The sequence below is a fragment of the Variovorax sp. GW823-FHT02B07 genome (genome assembly GCF_058797695.1).
Genome location: NZ_JBXAJX010000005.1, coordinates 301,533 through 320,154, shown reverse-complemented (window position 1 = coordinate 320,154; position 18,622 = coordinate 301,533). Strand labels below are relative to the sequence as shown.

General features: G+C 69.2%; 15 protein-coding genes. 9 read left to right on the top strand and 6 right to left on the bottom strand.

Annotated elements, in window-relative coordinates; all coding sequences use genetic code 11:
* Positions 1-7 precede the first annotated feature (7 nt).
* Positions 8-2,272 (bottom strand): heavy metal translocating P-type ATPase, encoded by a 2,265-nt coding sequence (locus tag AC1RGU_RS25030; RefSeq protein ID WP_492698596.1) that lies wholly within the window; start codon positions 2,270-2,272, stop codon positions 8-10.
* Between the two features lie 161 nt (positions 2,273-2,433).
* Between AC1RGU_RS25030 and AC1RGU_RS25025 the strand changes: the two genes are divergently transcribed.
* Together AC1RGU_RS25025 and cueR are read left to right on the top strand one after the other, a co-directional pair.
* Complete coding sequence (locus tag AC1RGU_RS25025) at positions 2,434-2,628, top strand: heavy-metal-associated domain-containing protein (RefSeq protein ID WP_062473802.1); 195 nt, start codon at positions 2,434-2,436, stop codon at positions 2,626-2,628.
* Entirely contained in the window at positions 2,628-3,047 is a 420-nt protein-coding gene (cueR, locus tag AC1RGU_RS25020; protein ID WP_095948420.1) for a Cu(I)-responsive transcriptional regulator, read from the top strand. Before AC1RGU_RS25025 ends, cueR begins: the two co-directional genes overlap by 1 nt.
* Before the next feature lie 105 nt (positions 3,048-3,152).
* On the opposite strand, the gene AC1RGU_RS25015 is transcribed toward cueR, so the two are convergent.
* Positions 3,153-4,112, bottom strand: a complete 960-nt coding sequence (locus tag AC1RGU_RS25015; RefSeq protein ID WP_492698594.1) for a YcjF family protein — start codon at positions 4,110-4,112, stop codon at positions 3,153-3,155.
* A 568-nt stretch (positions 4,113-4,680) separates the two neighbouring features.
* Here AC1RGU_RS25015 and creB point away from each other — a divergent pair.
* Entirely contained in the window at positions 4,681-5,475 is a 795-nt protein-coding gene (creB, locus tag AC1RGU_RS25010) for a two-component system response regulator CreB (RefSeq protein ID WP_492698592.1), read from the top strand.
* Positions 5,472-6,914, top strand: a complete 1,443-nt coding sequence (gene creC, locus AC1RGU_RS25005; RefSeq protein ID WP_062473809.1) for a two-component system sensor histidine kinase CreC — start codon at positions 5,472-5,474, stop codon at positions 6,912-6,914. The genes creB and creC overlap by 4 nt, the downstream gene beginning before the upstream one ends.
* Here the strand turns inward: creC and AC1RGU_RS25000 are convergent.
* The 4 genes from AC1RGU_RS25000 to creD form a co-directional block, all read right to left on the bottom strand.
* Positions 6,908-7,513, bottom strand: coding sequence for a hypothetical protein (locus AC1RGU_RS25000; RefSeq protein ID WP_492698590.1), 606 nt, complete (start codon positions 7,511-7,513; stop codon positions 6,908-6,910). The two genes, creC and AC1RGU_RS25000, sit on opposite strands and share 7 nt — an antisense overlap.
* Before the next feature lie 109 nt (positions 7,514-7,622).
* Positions 7,623-10,016, bottom strand: a complete 2,394-nt coding sequence (locus AC1RGU_RS24995) for a penicillin-binding protein 1A (RefSeq protein WP_390347627.1) — start codon at positions 10,014-10,016, stop codon at positions 7,623-7,625.
* Between the two features lie 10 nt (positions 10,017-10,026).
* On the bottom strand, positions 10,027-11,319 hold the full coding sequence (locus AC1RGU_RS24990; RefSeq protein WP_492698588.1) for a glycoside hydrolase family 3 N-terminal domain-containing protein: 1,293 nt from the start codon (positions 11,317-11,319) through the stop codon (positions 10,027-10,029).
* Positions 11,316-12,794: a cell envelope integrity protein CreD gene (gene creD / locus AC1RGU_RS24985; protein WP_492698586.1), complete on the bottom strand. Its 1,479-nt coding sequence runs from the start codon at positions 12,792-12,794 to the stop codon at positions 11,316-11,318. Before creD ends, AC1RGU_RS24990 begins: the two co-directional genes overlap by 4 nt.
* 216 nt (positions 12,795-13,010) lie before the next feature.
* On the opposite strand from creD, the gene AC1RGU_RS24980 reads away from it, so the two are divergent.
* Genes AC1RGU_RS24980 through AC1RGU_RS24960 form a run of 5 tightly spaced genes read left to right on the top strand, consistent with a single transcriptional unit; the run spans position 13,011 to position 18,614 of the window.
* Complete coding sequence (locus AC1RGU_RS24980) at positions 13,011-15,071, top strand: VIT and vWA domain-containing protein (RefSeq protein WP_492698584.1); 2,061 nt, start codon at positions 13,011-13,013, stop codon at positions 15,069-15,071.
* 17 nt (positions 15,072-15,088) lie between these two features.
* Positions 15,089-16,021, top strand: a complete 933-nt coding sequence (gene xrtQ, locus AC1RGU_RS24975; RefSeq protein ID WP_492698582.1) for an exosortase Q — start codon at positions 15,089-15,091, stop codon at positions 16,019-16,021.
* Positions 16,002-16,571 carry a hypothetical protein gene (locus tag AC1RGU_RS24970; RefSeq protein ID WP_492698581.1) on the top strand — a complete coding sequence of 190 codons (570 nt, stop codon included), beginning with the start codon at positions 16,002-16,004 and terminating at the stop codon, positions 16,569-16,571. The genes xrtQ and AC1RGU_RS24970 overlap by 20 nt, the downstream gene beginning before the upstream one ends.
* A gap of 13 nt (positions 16,572-16,584) precedes the next feature.
* Positions 16,585-17,853 carry a biosynthetic peptidoglycan transglycosylase gene (locus AC1RGU_RS24965; RefSeq protein ID WP_492698580.1) on the top strand — a complete coding sequence of 423 codons (1,269 nt, stop codon included), beginning with the start codon at positions 16,585-16,587 and terminating at the stop codon, positions 17,851-17,853.
* Positions 17,850-18,614 (top strand): GNAT family N-acetyltransferase, encoded by a 765-nt coding sequence (locus tag AC1RGU_RS24960; protein WP_492698579.1) that lies wholly within the window; start codon positions 17,850-17,852, stop codon positions 18,612-18,614. Before AC1RGU_RS24965 ends, AC1RGU_RS24960 begins: the two co-directional genes overlap by 4 nt.
* Positions 18,615-18,622: the final 8 nt, after the last annotated feature.

The following is an 18,622-nucleotide window of genomic DNA, read 5'->3' as shown; positions in this document are numbered from 1 at the left end:
GGTTCGGTCAGTGGTGTTGTGGGTGCTTGGGCTTCCAGCGCCGCAGCAACAGCGCATTGGCCATCACGCTCACGCTCGACAGCGCCATCGCCGCACCGGCCACCACGGGGCTCAGCAAACCGAAGGCCGCGAGCGGGATGCCGGCCACGTTGTAGGCGAAGGCCCAGAACAGGTTCTGCCGGATCTTCGCCACCGTACGGCCCGAAAGTTCGAGCGCTTCGGCCACGAGCGCGAGGTCGCCACGCATCAACGTGATGCCGGCCGCCTCCATCGCCACGTCGGTGCCGCCACCCGACGGCGCCATCGCGATGCCCACGTCGGCCGCGGCCAGTGCGGGCGCGTCGTTTGCACCGTCGCCGACCATCGCGACCACGTGGCCGTTCTTGCGCAGCGCACTCACCTGCTCGGCCTTGTCGGCCGGCAGCACGTCGGCGCGCACGTCCTCGGCCGGAATGCCCAGGCGCGCCGCCATCGCCTGCGCCGCGCGCAGGTTGTCGCCCGAAATCATCACCACGCGCAGGCCGCGCCCGCGCAAGGTGCGGATCGCTTCGGCGGCTTGCGGCTTCGGCTCGTCGGCGAAGGCCAACAGTGCCTGCACATGCGCAGAGCCGGCATCGTCGAAGCGCAGCAGGGCAGACACCGTGGCGCCCTGCGACTGCAGGCGCTCGATGTCGGCCTCGGCCGGCATCGCATCGAGTTCGCGACACCAACGCAAGCTCGCGATGGCCCAGGTCGCGCCGTTCACTTCGCCGCGCACGCCGCGCCCCGGCATCGCCTGCATCGCACCGAGCGGCGGCGCCTGCACGCCGCGTTCGGCAGCGGCTGTGAGCACGGCGCGTGCGAGCGGATGCTCGCTGCCGCCTTGCAGGCTGGCGGCCGTGGCGAGCAGGTCGTTCTCATTGGCCAGTGCACCTGCCGCGGGCAGCAGCGCCGTGAGCACGGGGCGGCCCACCGTCAGCGTGCCGGTCTTGTCGAAGGCCACGGTGTCGACGCGGTGTGCAATTTCCAACGCCCGTGCGTCCTTGATGAGGATGCCGTGCTTCGCGGCCACGCCCGTGCCCGCCATCACCGCCACCGGCGTCGCCAGGCCCAGCGCACAGGGACAGGCGATGACCAGCACCGCCACCGCATGGATCAGCGCGGTCTCGACGCCGGCCCCCGCGACCATCCAGCCCGCGAAGGTGACGAGCGCGATCACCAGCACCACCGGCACGAACACCGCCGCCACCTGGTCGACCATGCGCTGGATCGGCGCCTTCGCGGCCTGCGCGTCCTCGACCAGCCGGATGATGCGTGCCAGCACGCTCTCGGCGCCGACCGCGCGCACCTCGATCACCATGCGGCCGTCGCCGTTCACGGCGCCACCGGTCAACACGTCGCCGGGGTTCTTGGCCACGGGCAGCGGTTCGCCCGTGAGCATCGATTCGTCGACTTCGGACTGCCCTTCGAGCACGCGCGCATCGGCCGGCACGCGTTCGCCGGGACGCACGGCGAGGCGGTCGCCGACCATCACCTCGGCCAGCGGCACGTCGCTTTCCTTGCCGCGTGCGTTGATCAGGTGCGCCACTTCGGGCCGCAGCTGCTGCAGCGCGCGGATCGCCGAGGTGGCCTGGCGCTTGGCGCGCGCCTCGAGCCACTTGCCCAGCAGCACCAGCGTGATCACCACCGCCGAGGCTTCGAAATACAGGTGCGGCACCATGCCATGCCCGGCATGCTCGCCGGTGGCGGCGCGCCACCACAGCCACAGCGACAGGCCGAAGGCCGCGCTGGTGCCCAGCGCCACCAGCAGATCCATGTTGCCAGTGCGGGCCTTGGCCGCGTGCCAGCCCGCGCGGTAGAAGCGCGCGCCGAGCCAGAACTGCACCGGCGTCGCCAGCAGCAGCTGCACCCAGGGCGGAAGCATCCAGCTCTGGCCGACCAGGTCGCCGAGCATCGGCGCCATCAGCGGGATCGACAGCGCCAGGCCGATGGCCACGGGCATGAAGCCGTGCCAGGGCGACAGCGCGGCGGCCTCGTCCTGCGCGGTGCTTTCGGCGCGCGGTTCGTAGCCGGCGGCGCGCACGGCGCGGCGCAGCAGCAGGGCCATGTCCTCGCCGCCGGTGGCCACGATGCGGGCCGACTCGGTCGCGAGGTTGACGCTCACGTTCTGCACGCCGGGCACGTTCTTGAGCGCGCGCTCCACGCGCATCACGCACGAGGCGCAGGTCATGCCGCCGACCGAGAGGTCCAGCGTGGCGGCGGCCGCGGAAGGTTGAGGCTGAATGTGTTCCATGGTCCCGAGGCTAAAGCCTGACACCATGGCAAGGTCAAGCGCGGTGGCTTCAAAGCCCTTGGCTGGACGTTGACATCGTGAGAGGGTTGAAACTGGCGTTGTCCCCGATTCGGGTGTTCAATCCTTCCACCCTTCATTCATTCCGACAAGGAGCAACGACGATGAGCCAGAAATTCCAGGTCTCCGGCATGAGCTGCAACCACTGCGTGGAGGCGGTGCAGGACGCGGTACAGACGGTCGACCCGCACGCGCAGGTCACGGTCGATCTCGAAACCGGTCATGTGGACGTGTTGAGCCAGCAGCCGCGCCAGGACATCGTGGTCGCGATCGAGAACGCCGGCTACACCGTTCAATGATGACGGCGACCACGGCCCACGGCCGCCAGGTGGCCATCGGCGAGGCCGCGCGGCTGTCGGGTGTGTCGGCGCGCATGGTGCGCCACTACGAAGGCCTGGGCCTGCTGCCCGCGGTGGCGCGCACCGAGAGCGGCTACCGCCAGTACAACGACGCCGACATCCACACGCTGCGCTTCATCAAGCGCTCGCGCGATCTCGGGTTCTCGATGGAGGAAATCGCCGAACTGGTCGGCCTGTGGCACAACCGCCGCCGCGCCAGCTCGAGCGTCAAGCGCATCGCGCAAAAGCACCTGGGTGAACTGGAACAGCGCATCGCCGACATGCAGTCGATGCGCAGCACGCTTGCGCACCTCGTGCATTGCTGCCACGGCGATGCGCGGCCCGACTGCCCCATCCTCGACGACCTGAGCCAGGTCTAAGTACTCCCCCAGGCTTCGCGCACTTCGTGTCGCTGCGCCAACCCCCTCGCTGGGGGCGATACCGGTGGCCCGGCAAAGCCGGTTCCACGGTATCCCTGAAAAAAGTCAGGCGTTCTTGACCAGCGACAAGACCTGGCTCGTGTCCAGCGTGCGCGCCCGTTCCTGGATCGCCGGCAGGTACTGCGTCTGCAGGCCCTGCCCTTCCTTCACCACGCTGGAGAACGCGTCCTTCAGCATCTGCGTGGAGAGCGTGCGCCCGCCCGCGTAGTAGCGCTTGGCCACGTGGCCCAGTGCATAGGTCGACGCGAAGCTCATGCCCGAGCTCACGGCCTGCTTGCCCAGACCGCCCAGCAAACCGCCGCCGACCTTGCCCAGCAGGCCGCCGAGCAGCTTGCGCCCCGCCTGCTCCAGGTACTGCGAGGTCAGACCCACGCCCACGGTGGCCAGGAAATCCTTGATGTGGCCGGTGTCCAGCTGGTAGCCGTGCGCCTGCCCGATGCGGTAGACCAGCTTCATCTGCAGCGGAATGATCGCCATGGTCGACAGCGTCTCGGGCAGCAGCTCGAGCGCGCCGTTGAGGATGGCGGCGTTGAGGATCGCGCGGTCGAGCTCGGTGCTGTCGGGCGCCTGCGGCGCTGCGGGGGCGGTGGCCGTTGCGGCCGCTCCGGCCGTCACCGCGACCGCCGCTGGCACCGCGGCGGCAATGTCTTCCGCCCGCTGCGAAAACTGCGCCGCCGAGGCGTCCAGGCCGAGCGAGCTGCGCACGTCCATCAAAAAGAGCCGCTCCGGCTCCGACTGCACGCCGTCGGCGTCGCACATGCACACCGCCATCTCGTACGCCAGCTGGCGCGACTCGGCGCTTTTCAGCTCGCCAGCCACCGAAGCCAGCGACACCCGCTTCATCAGCACGTCCTGGTAGATCGTCGGCAGGTTCACGCCGTCGGCCTGCGACAGGCCCTCGGCAATGCGCTTGATCTCGGCACGCTCGCGCTCGTGCTTTTCGCCATCGACGAAGGCCGCCAGCAGGCTCAAGGTGACGATCGCTTTTGTTTCAGAAGGTGTCATGTTCGAGTTTTTTCGTCATGTGAAGGAGCCGATTGGGTCCGCGCAGCGCCCGAAGGTTCCTCCACGCGTTCTCCCCACAAAACTGGGGCAACTCTGTGGATAACCCCGGCACTGCTCTGTAGGGGCGTTGCAAGTCATTGATTTGCAAGGGAAATCTACAACCTGCTCAATTAACAGGCAATGAATTTCTCGACCCGAAAACCGCCTTTCGCAGAATTCCGGAAGGCTGTCAAAGGACAACTCTGGGGAGAGTTTTTGCACAAGCCATCGGTTATCCACAGGGCCGGCGGGTTACCCCATGTTGTCCAAGTTGCGGGTACACCACGGAAGCGCGGGTGCGCACAGTGACGCGGGCATGACAAGTCGTTGTCACGTCAAGGAAAAAGCGACCTTTCCACAGACCGGTGCGACCCTTATCTACTACTACTAATTTGAATAAGAAGAATAAGAAGACAGGAAGAGGAAAAGCCGCGCCCGAAAAAAAAGCCGCGAAAGGCCGCGCCGGTCGCCGGCGCCTCGGGCGGAAAACCGGGCACGGGTGGTCCGTGGCCCTCGCTAACATCGCCGGATGAGCTTCAAACCCCGGATCCTGATTGCCGAAGACGAATCGGGCATCGCCGACACGCTCCAGTACGTTCTGAGCAGCGACGGTTTCCAGCCGATCTGGTGCGCCACGGCCGAAGAAGCCATCGCGCAGTTCGCGCAGGAGCGCCCCGCGCTCGCCATCCTGGACATCGGATTGCCCGACCTGAACGGCTTCGAGCTCTTCAAACGCCTCCAGGCGCTGAACCAGTCGATGGGCGGCCCGGAGGTACCGATGGTGTTTTTGACGGCCCGCAGCGACGAAATAGACCGCGTGGTGGGCCTCGAACTGGGTGCGGACGACTACATTGCCAAGCCGTTTTCACCCCGCGAGCTGGTCGCCCGCGTGCGAACCATCCTGCGGCGCAGCGCCAGAAACGGCGCAGGAAGCCCGCCAGTGGCCGCAGCGCCGATTCATGGGGTACCCCATCAAAACGCGCCAGCGCCGCCTCCAGCGGCGCCACAGACCCCTGCAACCCCCTTTGCGCTCGACAGCGAGCGCATGCAGATCCGGTACTACGGACGGCTGCTCGAACTCTCGCGCTACGAATACGGCCTGCTGAAACTCATGGTCCAGCGCCCGGGGCGCGTGTTCACGCGCGACGAACTGCTGCAACTCGTCTGGGACGACGCCAGCGACAGCTTCGACCGCACGGTCGACGCGCACATCAAGACGCTGCGCGCCAAGCTCAAGACCATCGCGCCGGAGGTGGAGCCGATCCGCACGCTGCGCGGCACCGGCTACGCGCTGCACGAAGATCTGCCCGCCAGCAAGGAATGACGCGGCGCACGCGGATCTTCATCGGCATCCTGCTGATCTACACGGCGGGCATCGCCTTCCTGCTGTACCGCGTCGTTTCCGACATCGACCCGCGTTACCGCGAGTCGGCCGAGGAATCCTTGGTCGAGACCTCGCAGCTCATGGCCAGCCTGGTCGAGCAGGACGTGATCGCCGGCGCCATCAACACGGCACGGCTGGAGCCGCTCTTTCGCAGCGTCTACACGCGTGAGTTCTCGGCCCAGATCTACAACCTGCACAAGAGCCGGGTCGAGCTGCGCGTGTACGTCACCGACCGCACCGGCCGCGTGATGTTCGATTCGCTTGGCCGCCACCTGGGCAACGACTACTCGCAGTGGAGCGACGTGAAACGCACCCTCGGCGGCCTGTACGGCGCTCGCACCTCGCGCGACGTCGACGGCGACCCGCGCACCTCGGTGATGTACGTCGGCGCACCGATCCGCTGGAACGACGAGATCGTCGGCGTCGTCAGCGTCGGCAAGCCGGTGCAGAGCTTCGGCCAGTTCGTCGAGGACGCACGCGTGCGCACCATCTGGGTCGGCGTGGGTTCGGCGCTGGCGCTGCTGCTGCTCACCGTGATCGTCTCGGTCTGGCTGGTGCGGCCCTTCGGCCTGATCCGCGACTATTGGACCTGGGTGCGCGCGCAGCGCAGCCTGAGCCTGTCGCGCATGGCGCGGCGCGCGGTCGATGCGGTGCGCACGGGCTTCGGCGAAATGCGCGACGCGCTCACTGGGCGCAACTACGTGGCCGACTACGTGCAGACCTTCACGCACGAAGTGAAGAGCCCGCTGTCGGCGATCCGCGGCGCGGCCGAACTGCTGCAGGAACCGCAGATGCCGCACGACCAGCGCGAGCGTTTCCTGAAGAACATCGAACGCGAAACCCAGCGCATCCAGGAAATCGTCGACCGCATGATGGAGCTCACCGCGCTCGAGACGCGGCGCACGCTCGACCGCACCGAACCCGTGGCGCTGGGGCCGCTCATCGAAGACATTGCCGCCAGCGCGCAACCCGCTGCGTCGCGACGCAACATCCGGTTGATCGTGAATATTCGAGAGCCTGCGCGCGTCGAGGGCGATCCGTTTTTGCTGCGCCGCGCGATCAGCAATCTGCTCGACAACGCACTCGACTTTTCACCGCCCGACAGCGAGGTGCTGCTGACGCTGGAAACCACCTCGCGCCTGGCGCGCATCAACGTGCGCGACCACGGCCCGGGCATTCCGGACTACGCGCAGGAAAAAGTCTTCGAGAAGTTCTATTCGCTCGCCCGGCCGCACAGCCAGAAGAAGAGCACGGGGCTGGGCCTGGCGTTCGTGAAGGAGATCGCGACCCTGCACCGGGGCCGCATCGACCTGGGCAACGCGACGCGCGGCGGCGCCGTGGCGACGCTCACGCTGCCGCTGCTGTCAACCCATCACTGACCCACGAGCGCGCGATACGCCTCGCGCGTCTCGGGGCTCACCGCGTCGAGCAGCTGATCGTACGAAGTCTGATGCCGCGCCAGCATGCGCGCCGACGCCACGGCCTTCGACTTGCAGAACCAGTGGCAGGTGTGCTGCATCAGGAACAGCTCGGCCGACATCGTGAAGGCCTTCGATTTCGGTGAGCGGCCCGCCGCATTTTTTGCCACGCCCGCGATGCCGCGCGCATGAATGCGCAATGCCTCGCGCAGGTCGAAGCTGGCGGAAGGGAACAGCGTGGTGGCGAACGGCAAGGCCACGGGCAGCCGGCTCACGCGCGTGTCGGCTTCGGGTTCGCGTGCCAGCTCGGCGGCGAAGGTCTCGAACTGGCCCGCGAGCTTTTCCTCGGTGGTGTCGAGCAGGTGCCAGATCTGCTGGCGGCGCTCGGCGTCGTCTTCGCCGAGGCAGCGCAGGTAGCCCTGGGTCAGGCTCTCCATCAGCTTTTCGATCTGGTAGCGGCCCAGATGGCGACCGAGCAGCGCGATGCGCTGGCGCTGTTCCTTGGACTTGAGGATGTAGAAGCCGGCGGCGATCAGGGCCACCAGGGTGAGAATTTCCATGGATGCGAGAAAAGGGGAGAAAAGAGAAGAGACAAAAAAGAAGCGGGGGCCGCGGCACCGAGTGTAGGCACCGCGCGTCCCCCGCGTCTTTGGGTGATCTCGCCGCTGGCTAGCGGAAGAAATCAAGAATGCGGTTGCGTTCCTCGGGCGGGGGCGGGGCGCCCACCGGCGCGCCTGTCAGCACCTCCACCGGCTGGATCGGCTGCTCGGCGCTTTCCAGGCCCAGGCTCGCCACGTTGTGGCCCGGCGTGAAGTCGTCGAAGTACCACTCGCCGTCGATGCTCACCACGCCGGGCGGTTCGGCCGGCAGGGTCACGGGCACGCCGCGCAGCGCCGACTGCATGTAGCCGATCCAGATCGGCAGGCTCAGGCTGCCGCCGGTCTCGCCGCGCACGCCGAGCTGGCGCGGCGTGTCGTAGCCGACCCAGGCGATGCCCACGCGCGTGGGCTGGAAGCCCGCGAACCAGGTGTCGAAGGAGTCGTTGGTGGTGCCGGTCTTGCCGTACAGGTCGTCGCGCTTGAGCGCCTGGTAGGCCTTGAAGCCGGAGCCGCCCTTGACCACGCTCTGCAGCAGCGATTCCATGATGAAGGCGTTGCGCGCGGGAATGGCGCGGCGGCTTTCGTCGAGCACCGGGGGCTCGGTTTCCATCAGCACCTTGTCCTTGAGGTCGGTCACGCGGGTCACGAGGTACGGGTTCACGCGGTAGCCGCCGTTGGCGAACACCGAGTAACCCACCGCCATCTGCATCGGCGTGACCGAGCCGGCGCCCAGGCCCATCGGCAGGTTGGCCGGGTGCTTGTCCTTGTCGAAGCCGAACTTGGTGACCCAGTCTTGCGCATAGGGCGCGCCGATCGACTGCAGCACGCGCAGCGTGACCAGGTTCTTCGACTTCATGAGCGCATTGCGCAGCGGCATCGGGCCTTCGAAGCCGCCGTCGAAGTTCTTCGGGTCCCAGGGCTGGCCGCCGTTGGCGGCGGCATCGAAGACCAGCGGCGCGTCGTTCACCACGGTGGCGGGCGTGAAGCCCTTTTCGAGCGCGGCCGAGTAGATGAAGGGCTTGAAGCTCGAACCCGGCTGGCGCCAGGCTTGCGACACGTGATTGAACTTGTTCTTGCCGAAGTCGAAACCGCCGACCAGCGCGGTGATGGCGCCGGTGCGCGGATCCATGCCGATGAAGGCGCCCTCCACTTCGGGCAGCTGCGTGATCTCCCAGGTGTTCTTGGGCGTCCTGGCGACGCGGATCACGGCGCCGCGGCGGATCTTGATGTTCGGCGGTGCCTTCGCGGCCAGGCCGGACTGCGCGGGCTTCAGGCCCTCGCCCGAGATCTCGAAGGCTTCGCCGTTGGCGCGCACCGCGGTCACTTCCTTGGCGCTGGCTTCCAGCACCACGGCCGAGATCACGTCGCCGTTGTCGGGGTGCTCGGCCAGGGCTTCGTCGACCGCCTCGTCGATCTCCTTCTGGCCGCTGGCCGGCAGGTCGACGAACTTCTCGGGGCCGCGGTACACCTGACGGCGCTCGTAATCCATGATGCCCTTGCGCAGCGACTTGTACGCCGCGGCCTGGTCGGCCGCCACCAGCGAGGTGTAGACCTTCATGCCGCTGGTGTAGATGCTGTCGCCGTACTGCGCGTACATCATCTGGCGCACGGTCTCGGCCACGTACTCGGCGTGCAGGCGGTTCGGGTCGGCGGCGTCGCGCAGGTGCAGCTCCTCCTTCTTGGCCTCGGCCGCCTGTTCGGCGGTGATGAAGCCGGTCTCGTGCATGCGGTCGATCACGTAGAGCTGGCGCGCCCGCGCGCGGCGCGGGTTGGCCACCGGGTTGTTGGCGCCCGGCGCCTTCGGCAGGCCGGCCAGCATGGCGGCTTCGGCGATCGTCACCTGCTGCAGCGGCTTGCCGAAGTAGGCCTCGGAGGCGGCGGCGAAACCGTAGGCGCGGTTGCCCAGGTAGATCTGGTTCAGGTAGATCTCCAGGATCTGGTCCTTGCTCAGCTGCTGCTCGAGCCGGAAGGCCAGCACGATCTCCGAGGCCTTGCGGCTGAGCGTGCGCTCCGAGCTCAGGTAGACGTTGCGCGCCACCTGCATCGTGATGGTCGAGGCGCCCTGCTTGCGCCCGCCCTTGAAGCTGGCCACGGCCGCGCGCGCGAAGCCCTTGTAGTCCACGCCGCCGTGGTCGTAGAAGCGCGCGTCTTCCACGGCCAGCACGGCGTCCTTCATGACCTTCGGAATGTTCGCGAAGGGCGTGAGGTTGCGGCGCTCCTCGCCGAATTCGCCGATCAGCGAACCCTCGGCCGTGTACACCCGCAGCGGCAGCTTGGGCCGGTAGTCGGCCAGCTCGGAAATGTCGGGCAGCTTCGGGTAGATGGCGACCACCCCCACGATGGCAGCGCCCAGCAGCGCAACGGCGCCGGCACCGGCCGCGATGGCGCTCCAGCCGGCGATGCGTTTCCACGGGAGCTGGCGCAGCGCACCGGCGGGTTGGGAAGGGCGAGGTTCTTGGGACATGGGATGGGGGCTAGCGAAGAGGTTGGAGCCGTGGCGCGCGCGGGCGTTCCGTCACCCGGGGATCGAGCGCGCCGCGCCGCACGCCTTCCAGCGCGCAGTGCATGGCATCGAAATACTTGTCGTGGTCGTAGGCGATGAGCAGCAGGTCCACCCCGGCGTCGAGTGCGCCCAGCGTGGCGTTGCAAAGACCTCGGTTGTAGGCCCCGCCCATCGTGAGGTCGTCGGTGACGAGCAGGCCCTGAAAGCCCCATTCGCCTCGAATCACCTGCCGCACGATTTTGCGTGAGAAAGAGACCGGCGCATCCGCGTCGAGTTCCCGAAGGATGACATGGCCGAGCATGATCGCGGCATCCGAATGTTTCGACACGTCTTGAAACGGCTTCCAGTCGTGCGCGGCCAGCCGGGCCACGGGCGTGCGCAGTTCGGCACCCATGTGGTGCGTGTCCTCGGTCACGCCAGCCAGGCCGGGAAAGTGCTTGAGCGTGCCGCGCACGCCAGCCGATTCAAGGCCTTGCTCGTAAGCGAGCGCCACCTGCGCGGTGACGTCGGGGTCGCTGGAAATGGCGCGTTCCTCGATGCGGGTGTGCAGGTCCCAGCGGCCCGGGGCGCGGCCGGGGCGCAGGTCGACCACCGGGCTGAAGTTCAGCGTGATGCCCAGCGCGGCGAGCGCCCCGCCCTGCTGCGCGCCGTAGGCGCGGGCACGTTGCAACAGTTCGTGTGCGGGCACGTCGACCTCGAGCAGGCTGGCGAGTGCCGGCTGGGGGGGCACCATCGGCGACAGGCGCGAGACGCCGCCGCCTTCCTGGTCGGTCGCCACCACCAGCGGCGGCAGGCCGGCCGCGAGCCGCAGCGCCTGCAGGCTGGCGATTTCCGCGCGCAGCGTGTCGGCGCTGCGGCCCTTCACGTTGCGGCCGGTGACGAAGATGCCGCCGATCAGGCCCCGGCGGGCCAGCTCGCGCAGGTCGTTCGCGTCGTCGTAGCCGACGATGAAACGCGCGCCCAGCGCCTGCGCCACCGGGCCCGAGGCCGCGTTCACTTCCAGCCGGTGCTGGCGCGAGGCCAGCTCGTGGCCCAGCGCCGTCAGCGTCGCGCCCACCGTCAGGGCCAGCGCCACCACACGGCGCGCGCCGCGCGCGCTGCGCCAGGCGATCGCGGCGGCGGCGCACAGCGCGGCGAGCAGCAGTGGCAGCTCTTCCTCGCGCAGGAAGCGCAGGTGCGGGTCCTTCAGGTGCCAGGCCCAGGCGCACAGCACGGCCAGCAGCAGCCAGCCGAGCACGCCGGGGATGGCGCGCAGCAGTCTCATGCGTCCACCGTGGCCGCCGGGGTGGACGGGGCGGGGTCGCTGCGGCGCGACAGCGCATACCAGTCGACCTTGCGTGTCACGAGCATCAGCGTGGCCAGCATGCCGAAGATCAGCAGCGCGCCCAGCAGCAGCGCGTTGCTTTCCGAGGCCAGCAGGCCATAGAGCGCGCCGTACAGCAGCGCCACGAAAGCAGCGAACGACAGGCCGCGTTGCCAGCCGCCGAGCACCGCGCTGAAGTACACGGCCAGCAGCGCCACGCTGGCACCGGCCGCGCCCGCGTAGGCGAGGTGGAAAGCGAATTTTTCCGACAGCGCGAGCAGCAGCAAAAAGAACAGCGCGATCGACAGGCCCACCAGCCCGTACTGCACCGGGTGCAGGCGCAGCTTGCGGAACAGCTCGAACATGAAGGCCGCCATCAGCACCAGGCCGATGAAGAGCGCGCCGTACTTGCCGGCCCGCGTGCTCATCGAATACACGTTGACGGGCTGTGCGAGCGACACGTCGAAGGTCTGCAGCGGGCCCGAGGCATGGCGTGGCGGGGGCGCGGTGCGCACGACGGCCGCCGCGGCGTTCTGCGCGGCATCGCCTTCGCCGCCCCACAGGCCGGCGCGCACCTGCTCGCGCGCCGTGGTCACGAGCGACGACACGCGCCAGCGCGCGTCGAAGCCCTGTGGCGTCACCTCGCGCTGCGTGGCCAGGAAGCGACCGCCGAAGCTGGGGTGCGCCCACGGCGAACGCAGGTGCGCGGTGGTTTCCTCGGCGATCGGCACCATCGAGAGCGTGTCCTGGCCCACCAGCGAGAGCTTCATGTCGAAGGCCAGCGGCTTGCCCGTCTGCCAGGCGGCGAGCGCGGCGCCCGTGAGCGGCGCGTGGATGCCGTCGGCGTACGTGGCGTTGTCGGGCAGGCCGGGCACGCGCTGGCGAAAGCGCAGCGCCTCGCCGTTGACGGTGAGCGCGGGCGAGCCGTCGAGGCCGCGCAGGTCGCTCACGTGGAAGGCGACGAACGGCGGGCGGAACTCGATCGACGAGCCGCTTTCGCTGTGCGGCACGGCCTGCGGGTCGAAGCCCGCGAAGCCGCCGCCGAGCGCGGCCGTGAGCGTGTAGAACGGAATGCGGAAGATGCCGCGGTAGCGCTCCTGCGGCGCCATGTCGCCCTCGATGTGCAGCTTGTCGGGGAACACGGCGTGCACCATCTCCTTGCTCTGCGGGGCCTGCCCGATCACCTTGCCCTGCGCGTCGCGCAGCGGCTCCATCCAGCGCTCCACGTACGGCACCAGCAGCAGCGGGCCGACCATGGCCTGCGGCCCGGCATAGGACTCGGCGAGCTCGCGCGCGGCCTCCTGCTGGCTGTCGCCGCGGGCGCGGTTCAGGTCGTCGATGCGCGCCAGCGGAATGCACAGCACCAGCAGCAGGAAGAACAGGCCGGCCACCTTGACCAGCACCGAAGCCTGCAGGGCTTTCAACAGTTGAAGCATGGGTTTCTCCCCTCTTTTCCGGGTTTTGTCGTGATGAGGCGCCGATGCTCTCCGGCCGATCCGAAGGCCGTATGAAGCCGCGGCGCCGCGCACTTCACACAGACTTCACACAGCGGCGCCTGCGGGGGTTGCGACTTCAACGCGCCTTCCAACTGCCTTCTCGCACGCTCACGACAGTGAGGGCCGTGCAAGTTCGCACGCAGAAGGACACCCGCCATGGACACCCCCACCACCCCACGCCCCGGCCGTTGGCTCTGGCTCGCCACCGTGAGCCTGGCCACCGTGGGTTTCATCGCCATGGGCGCCCGCCCGGTCCACGCGCAGGAAGCGCCCGCCGGTCCGCGCCTGAAGACAGAGAGCCCGTACTTCTTCGTCAAGAGCGACGACCCCTCGGTCGACCGCCTGCCGCTGAAGGGCACCGAGGTCTCGGTCAAGATTTCGGGCGTGATCGCCGACGTCACGGTCACGCAGACCTACCGCAACGAAGGCCAGCGCGCCATCGAGGCGAAGTACGTGTTCCCCGGTTCCACCAAGGCGGCCGTGAGCGGCCTCAACGTGCGCCTGGCCGATCGCCTCATCACGGCGCAGATCCGCGAGAAGCAGCAGGCGAAGATCGAGTACGACGCCGCCAAGAAGGAAGGCAAGACCGCCGCGCTGCTCGAGCAGCACCTGCCCAACGTGTTCCAGATGAACGTCGCCAACATCCTGCCGGGCGACGACGTGAAGGTGGAGCTGCGCTACACCGAACTGCTGGTGCCGCAGTCGGGCAACTACCAGTTCGTGTTCCCGACCGTGGTCGGGCCGCGCTACAACTCGCCGCAGTCGGAGAACGCCAAGGCCGCATGGCCGGCGCAGCCCACGCTGCGCGCCGGCGTGGCACCAGCCACCAGCTTCAAGCTCACGGCGAGCATCGACACGCCGATGGGCCTGAAGGAAATCCGCTCCGCCACGCACACCATCGACGTGAAGAAGCGCGACGAAGACCAGCACGCGGACATCACGCTGGGCGCCGACGGCCGTCCCGCCGACAACCGCGACTTCGTGCTCGACTACCGCCTGGCGGGCGAGAAGATCGAGTCGGGCCTCATGCTCTACAAGGGCCAGGGCGAGAACGCAGAGAACTTCTTCCTCGCCATGGTCGAGCCGCCCAAGGCCGTGACCGCCAGCGCCATCTCGCCGCGCGACTACATCTTCGTGGTCGACATCTCGGGCTCGATGCACGGCTTTCCGCTGGACACCGCCAAGACCGTGCTCGAACGCCTGATCGGCGGCCTGCGCCCCAGCGACACCTTCAACGTGCTGCTGTTCTCGGGCAGCAACAAGATGCTGTCGCCGCAGTCGGTGCCGGCCACGCGCGCCAACATCGAGCAGGCGCTCGCCACCATCAAGAACTACAGCGGCAGCGGCAGCACCGAGCTGATCCCGGCGCTCAAGCGCGTGTACGCCGAACCCAAGGCCGCGAACGTGTCGCGCACCGTGGTGGTGGTGACCGACGGCTACGTGACGGTCGAGCGCGAAGCCTTCGAGCTGGTGCGCAACAACCTGTCGAAGGCCAACGTGTTCGCCTTCGGCATCGGCTCGTCGGTGAACCGCAGCCTCATGGAAGGCATCGCGCGCGCCGGCATGGGCGAGCCCTTCATCATCACCGACCCGGTACAGGCACCCGAGCAGGCCGCGCGCTTTCGCCGCATGGTGGAGTCACCCGTGCTCACGAACGTGAAGGCCACCTTCGGCGGGCTGGACGTGTACGACGTGGAGCCGCAGGCGCTGCCCGACGTGCTGGGCGAGCGCCCCGTGATCGTGTTCGGCAAGTGGCGTGGCGAGGCCAAGGGCCGCGTGATCATCGAAGGCCAGAGCGCCACCGGCCCGTACCGCGAGGAAGTGCGCATCACGCCGCAGACGCGCCAGGACACCGCCGCGCTGCGCACGCTGTGGGCGCGCCACCGCATCCAGAGCCTGAGCGACCAGGAAGCGCTCGAAGGCAGCGCCGCCTTCAAGGACCGCATCACCGAGCTGGGCCTGAAGTACAGCCTGCTCACGCAGTACACCAGCTTCATCGCGGTGGACAAGGTGGTGCGCAACGTGGCGCCGCAGCACAGCGTGGACGTGAACCAGCCGCTGCCGATGCCCCAGGGCGTGAGCGACCTGGCGCTGGGCGCCGAGGTGCCGAGCACGCCGGAGCCGGAAACGCTGGGCGCGATCGCCGTCGTGCTGTCGATGCTGGCCATGCTGCGCCGCCGCGCACGCCGCAACGACCCCCGTCGTTTCACGGCTTGACCACAGGACGCACGACCATGTCTCTGGCAACCCTGGCCCACCACCATCCGCGCGTCGTGGACTGGGCCATCCGCATCGACCGCACGCCGGCCTTCGGCTGGCTCGCGCTGCAGTGCGCCGCGCTCGCGCCCACCTGGGCCTGGATGGCGCGCCGCCTGCAGGACGGTTCCGACGATCCGCTGGGGCTCGTGGCGCTGGTCGCCCTGGCCGCGCTCGCCTGGCAGTGCCGGCGCGAGCTGCGCGCCTCGCCGCGCCTGGGCTGGCTGGCGCTGGCCGGCGCGGGCACCGTGCTCGCCACGCTGCTGCGCACGGGGCTCGGTGGCTTGCCCGCGCTGCCGCCGCTGGCCTCGGGCCTGGTGGCGGTGCTGTCGCTCGCGGCCGGGCTGCTGGCCTTTTTGCCGCGCGGCGTGGCGGCGTTGCCGGTGGCCGGGCTGTCGGTGCTGGCGCTGCCGCTGCTGTCGTCGCTGCAGTTCTATGCCGGCTACCCGCTGCGCGTGGTGACGGCCGAGGCCAGCCGCTGGCTGCTCGCGCCGGGCTTCGAGGTGGCGCGCGAAGGCGCCACGCTGATGGTCGACGGGCGCCTGGTGATCGTCGACGCGCCCTGCTCGGGCGTGCAGATGGTGTGGCTGGGCTACTTCACGGCCTGCGCGGTCGCACTGTGGGCGCGACGTGGCGACCGCGCCTTCCTGCGCCGCCTGCCGGCCGTCGGCCTGCTGGTGCTGGCCGGCAACATCGTGCGCAACAGCGTGCTGATCGCCTGCGAAGGCGCCGGCCACGCGCTCGCGCCGTGGGCGCACAACGCGCTGGGGTTGGTGCTGCTGGCCGTGGTGTGCGGCGCCATCGCGCGCCTGATGGTGCCGGCGCGCGTCGCACCGCGCATCGACCTCGACCGCCCGCTGCCGGGCCTGATCACCGCCGAAGGAGGCCGCCGTGTCGATACCGTTCGTTGAGCGCTGGTTCGCCAACCATTTCATCAACCGCGTGGGCCACAAGAGCGCCTTCGCGCTGGCGATGCTGCTGTGCGTGCTCTGGTCGGCCGCCGCGGCGCTGCGCGCGCCGGCCGAAGTAGCCGACGCCGTGGGCGCCCACGAATGGCCCAGCCAGTGGGACGGCGTGCCGCTGCGCCCGCTGGCGCTGAGCGAGGTCGAGCAGCGCTTTGCCGATCGCTTTCCGGGCGCCATCGGCCGCATGACCGACGGCCAGCAGACGCTGGTGATGCGCGCCGTGAACCGGCCCACGCGCATGCTGCATCCGGCCGCCGACTGCTACCGCGCGCTGGGCTACCGCATCGAGCAGGCGCGGCTGGAACGCGACGCGCAGGCGCGGATGTGGCGCTGTTTTGTGGCGCAACGGCACGGTACGGCAAATTTCCGCGTCTGCGAGCGCATCGTCGACGCCCAAGGCACGGCTTTCACCGACACTTCGGCCTGGTACTGGGCGGCGGCCAGCGGCCAGTCGCACGGTCCGTGGCAAGCTGTCACCGTGGCAAGACCGATGTGATGAGAACGTGTTTGTGAAGAAGACCCTGCGATTCGTGCTTTTCGGGCTGCTGGCCCTCGTCCTGACCGCCCTGGTGGCGATCTTCCTGATCGCCAAGATCGCCCTTGCGCCGGCGGCGGGCGAATGGAGCACCACGGTGAAGGCCGGCCCGCTCTCGTTCGAGATCGGCGTGCCCACCGCGGTGCGCCTGGCCACCTCGTCCTGGTTCGCGCCGCGGCTGAACGGCCACGCGCTGGACACCCGCTTCGGCACCATGCATTTCACCTGGGACGAGAAAACCGGCCAGCAGCAGATGCGCTGCGCGCCGTGCAGCGCCGACGTGCCCGCGCTCGGTACACAGCCCATCAAGGTCGAGCGGCTGGTGGCCACCGTGCGGCGCGACGGCAACACGCTGGCCGGCACCTTCGAGGCCACGCCGCAGGCGGCCGACGGCAACGCCCTGCTGCAGGGCACCTGGACCGGCCGCCTCGCGCCGAAGAACCTGCAGCTCGACGTCCGCGTGCAGGACGCGCCCATCGCCCGCTGGTACGCCGTGCTGGTGCCGGCGCTGCCCGAGCTGCAGCGCGCCCGCATCGGCGGCACGCTGGCGCTGCAGGCGCAGCTGCTGCTGCCCGACGCCACCTTCGCGGTGCAGCCGACCATCGGTCAGTTCACGGTCGAAGGGCTGGGCACCGAGGCCATGCTGGGCGCGCGCACCAGCTGCGGCCCGTCGGCCAAGCTGGCCAACGACAGCTGGCTGGCGCGCGCGGTCATCGCGGCGGAAGACCAGCGCTTCTTCAGCCACACCGGCTACGACCTGACCGAGATCCTGGCCTCGATCGACCACAACCAGAAGCCCGGCCAGACCCGGCGCGGCGGCAGCACGCTCACGCAGCAGCTGGCCAAGCTGCTGGTCACCGGCAGCGACCGCACGGCCGAGCGCAAGCTGCGCGAGCTGCTCTATGCGGTCGAGATGGAGCAGACGCTGGGCAAGGCCCGCATCCTGCAGCTGTACCTCGACAACGCCCCGTGGGGCGGCAACCTCTGCGGCGGCGAGGCCGCGGCGCGGCGCTATTTCAAGCGCAGCGCACGCACGCTCGAACCGGCGCAGGCGGTCTGGCTCGCGGCCATGCTGCACAAGCCGCAGGCCGTGCTCGAGCAATGGCGGCGCGACGGCCAGATCGATCCCGACCGCACCAAGTGGGTGGCCGAGAGCGTGCGCGGCATCAGCCGCAACCAGCGCGAGGCGCTGCTCAAGAGCGTGGCCGCCGCCAAATACGCGCCACCGGAAGCCGTGCAATGAGCATTGGCCCTCACGACATCGAGGCCATCGAACGCGCCACCGTGGCGGCGGTGGCCCCCGAGGCCTGCGAGGAACTCGACGGCTGGCTGCTGCCCTTCGACCGCGGCACCGTCAAGCGCGCCCGCTCGGCCGTGCCGCTGCACCGCGACCCGGTGGAAGCCGCCACGCTCGACCGCATCGAAGACCGCTGCGACAGCCGCCAGGTCGCGCCCGCGCTGCGGCTGGCCGACGCCGCCTGCTTCGACACGCTGCGCGCCGAACTCGCGCGCCGGCACTACATGGCCGACAGCCCGACCTGCGTGCAGACCGGCTCGGCGCGGCGCATGCGCGACCTCGTCGTGGCGGACGTGCGGCTGGCCGACGTCGACGCGTCGCCCGATCCGGACTGGGCCGCGCTGTTCCTGGGCGAAGGCTTCGACCCGGTCGACGGCGTGCACCGCGTGCGTTCGCTGTCGCGCGCCACGGGCTCGCTCTTTGCCAGCGTGCGCGAGAACGGCGCCACCGTGGCGGCCGGCGCCATGGCCTTCGGCCACGGCTGGGCCAGCGTGCACGGCATGCGCACCGAACAGTCGCAGCGCGGGCGCGGCCTGGCCGGGCGCGTGCTCGCCGGCCTGGCGCAGGCGGCGCTGGCGCGCGGCGTCGAACGGGTGTTCCTGCAGGTCGATGCGCAGAACCAGCCGGCGCTGGCGCTGTACCGCCGCGCGGGCTTCGAGACGCGCTGGCAGTACTGCTACTGGCAGCGCCAGCAGTGGCCGCGCTGAGCTGAACG